Here is a 2,920-nt window from a genome sequence, read left to right as displayed (position 1 = left end):
AGAGTCAGCTTAGTAAAATATTTAACTTTCTGGAACTATCAGACTTGCAGACCACCCCAAAAAGCTATACTTAACGACAGGTCATTTTGGACTGGTGTTTTGAGGACTTTTTACGCCGGTGATGACACCAACTTCCTTTATCCACGTTTAAAGCCTGGATGGCAGATTCGGAAGTGGGTAATATGTCTGCTGGTGTATACTAGGATATTATTACTCTGACTGTTCGTCCTGAATAGATGTCTGTATATTTACTTTTTTGAAGCGCTTCCACTGTTCAGACCACAGCATCGGGAATGGCTTCAGGCAGTCCTTCAGTGTTAATGCCCATGTTCCGGTGCTGCAGAGAATAGCCTCCTGTATATATGGAGCCATGCAGGTCAGACGGATGAACTTGGAGATTTTGGCTTTGTCAGTTTTCTCCCTGTCTGCCAATTCCCGAACGCTATTGAACTTCCCGTCTTCCAGCAGTTTGATCCATCGGTGTCCTTGGATTAGAGCTTTCTGAAGGGCTTCCATTTCGTTATGGCCAACCATACCATCCGGTGTCTTGATCGTGCTCTTTCCACCCCGTCGTATAATCTTGATGGGGATGGTCACCTTGATCAGTTTTTCCTCTTCCAGAAATTCAACGGTCTCTTCTCCAACTTTTTTGACAATGGCCATGGGGCTCTCCCTGCAGTTTATGGTTGTAGTTCAATGGCGACGGCATTCATGCCGTCAGGTCTGAAGTAAACGGTGACTTGCTCTGCGGCCAGTTCAATGCGTTTAATTAACAGTTCTGTCAGGCGTCTTTTTTCCGGAGTGAATAGCTCGTCCCACACCGAAGCCAGATCACCCAGTGTGGCCCGGATAGTGTTTTCATTGAGATTGACATCCTGTTCACTGGCCTGTTGCCACACCTTGAAAAGCAACTCAGGGCTGGCCAGCTTCAGCCGGTCAGAGCTTTTCTCACTCAGCCCACCCAGTGCCAGTTCCTGAATTCGATTGGACAGTCGTTGTTGCAGAATCCTTAAATCCAATTCAGGCGCATCTTTGCCGTAGAGCTCTTTCCACAATTTACGGAGCTCTTCCGTCTTCATGGGTTGCAGTGCCACTACCCTGGCGGCAAGGATTTTATCGTCATTCATAAGCTACCTCAGTCTTATTCAGGGGTGTTCACAGTCATGCATGAGGTAGCGGAGTTATCCAGTCGAGTGCTGCAATTTCATCCCGTGGACTGAGGTCCCAACCCTTGAGTGATAATGATTCGTCCATGGCTGTTTGCCTGATGATGGTTCATCGGAGTGTTCTCTAAAGTGTTGCGATTGATAATCCTTAAAGCCATACCGGAGTAACCCGCTCTGTCTGGCTATTTCCAAAGGATTGACAGTCCTGACAATCGGGTACAAGATTGTGTTGTATAAAAAAACAGTATCAGTAAGAAGTTAGGATTGTAGGGATATAACACGTTACGTATTGGAGGATTGGATGCCCCACGTAAAACGAGTTTTGAAATACGTTAAAGACGATTATTGTCGTTAGTTAACCGGACGATCAGCTATGGATCAATGAGTTTGAATGGAACCCCGTCGAGCAAGCTACCGAGCGGAGCTTGACTGGGGCTTTTCTGGTTCAGGAAGGGCTGCTAATACATGGCAGGCCAATCATTCTCTCTGGCAATGGCGAGGCTGGCTGGGTATCCCGGCTGACGGTCAAGAACCTGTTTGCTCTCTCCAATGCGGCGAATAAAACCATGACGTTGACTCTACCGGATAACAGACAGTTCTCCGTTATCTTTGAACGGTCTAATGGTGTTCCTGTAGAGGCAAAGCAGGTATTGTCGTTCGCCTACCCAGAGGACGGTGACCAATACCTTCTTACCCTCCGGCTAATGACTCTGACAAGTTAGAGTCTGATTAAGAAAACTTTTGTTTTGAAACTGCTAATCGATAGCTATTTGAACTAAGTTGGTAGCACATAAGTATCTGACTAAAATGGGTAAAGAATATAGAGCCATTTCCGATTTTATTAAGGCATATTCTATGAGCAATATGAATAAGTTCGTGAATAACGTGTGAGCTTTTAACATCTAATATTACCACATGTGAAAACTCAGGTGCATCTTGAATGCCATCAATAAATTTCAGGTTCCAGAATAATTGGTCACAATCATCAATGCCGTACATTAAATACTGAGCAAAATCCATACAATTAGGATAATTTACACGATCACCAAATATTTTTTTGTTAGTTTTTCCATGGGAATGAACTTCTTCGGGATTTATCGACGATTTATAAAAACTCAACATGCCTTCATTAACTACTTTTATAAGGTTTTTTTGAAATCTCTGGTCAGGTGTGTGACTGGATTTATTGCCTTTTAAATCTACAATTGCTATAGAAAATTCATGAAGTTTTTTTATACTCTGCGATAGTTTTTCATCGTTGTTGTTTCCATTGATTTTTACAAAACTTCTACCATTTACATTAATGTTAATGCTAATTAACTGGCCATTAGCGAATTTAATTATTGACGTATCACTTAAATTTAATGAAAGAATAAATGTATTTTGGGATTCGTGTTTTTTAGCATTACGGCCACTAAAATTAGAAACTGCTTTTGTGGTGGGAGCGTCTTGGCTATAGTCAACTATAGATAACTGATCTCTGGTGTGTTCTGAAAAAGGGGCCGAATTATTATTTAAACGTGAGGGCCAGCAACTACAACAAGAATCTTTAATGTAACTTATCATCGAATTTTTTAGTTTTTGAAATCGGTTAAGACTACCCCTTTTTAAAAAAGTTCCTCCCTAACAATAGTCCGGACAGTTTTCCGAAATAGGCAACCATGAGAGGAATCAACCAGAGTAGAGAATCCTAATAATCTATCTGTTGATACCTCCTCTCATGGAAATCATAGTTAAGTCTGCTCTGGACAGTA

The 2,920-nt window shown here is 42.2% G+C and carries 4 protein-coding genes; 1 reads left to right on the top strand and 3 read right to left on the bottom strand.

All coding sequences use genetic code 11. From position 1 onward, the window contains the following. Positions 1–210: 210 nt before the first annotated feature. Complete coding sequence (locus tag AK963_RS27470; RefSeq protein ID WP_066018506.1) at positions 211–663, bottom strand: hypothetical protein; 453 nt, start codon at positions 661–663, stop codon at positions 211–213. A 17-nt stretch (positions 664–680) separates the two neighbouring features. Beyond that, on the bottom strand, positions 681–1,127 hold the full coding sequence (locus AK963_RS27465; protein ID WP_066018505.1) for a DUF2924 domain-containing protein: 447 nt from the start codon (positions 1,125–1,127) through the stop codon (positions 681–683). Positions 1,128–1,591: 464 nt separating this feature from the next. Here AK963_RS27465 and AK963_RS27460 point away from each other — a divergent pair, with 464 nt between their 5' ends. Continuing rightward, positions 1,592–1,888, top strand: coding sequence for a hypothetical protein (locus AK963_RS27460; protein WP_083232921.1), 297 nt, complete (start codon positions 1,592–1,594; stop codon positions 1,886–1,888). 7 nt (positions 1,889–1,895) lie between these two features. On the opposite strand, the gene AK963_RS27455 is transcribed toward AK963_RS27460, so the two are convergent. Further along, positions 1,896–2,732, bottom strand: coding sequence for a hypothetical protein (locus AK963_RS27455; protein WP_066018503.1), 837 nt, complete (start codon positions 2,730–2,732; stop codon positions 1,896–1,898). Positions 2,733–2,920 lie beyond the last annotated feature (188 nt).

Source organism: Endozoicomonas atrinae, from assembly GCF_001647025.1.
Lineage (GTDB): Bacteria > Pseudomonadota > Gammaproteobacteria > Pseudomonadales > Endozoicomonadaceae > Endozoicomonas > Endozoicomonas atrinae.
Note: the sequence above shows the minus strand (reverse complement) of the source record. Positions and strands in the feature narration are given on the sequence as shown.

Bases quoted from the DNA above. Each gene is read 5' to 3' on its own strand.
- AK963_RS27470 (WP_066018506.1), bottom strand. From the start codon at position 663: ATGGCCATTGTCAAAAAAGTTGGAGAAGAGACCGTTGAATTTCTGGAA.
- AK963_RS27465 (WP_066018505.1), bottom strand. From the start codon at position 1,127: ATGAATGACGATAAAATCCTTGCCGCCAGGGTAGTGGCACTGCAACCC.
- AK963_RS27455 (WP_066018503.1), bottom strand. From the start codon at position 2,732: ATGATAAGTTACATTAAAGATTCTTGTTGTAGTTGCTGGCCCTCACGT.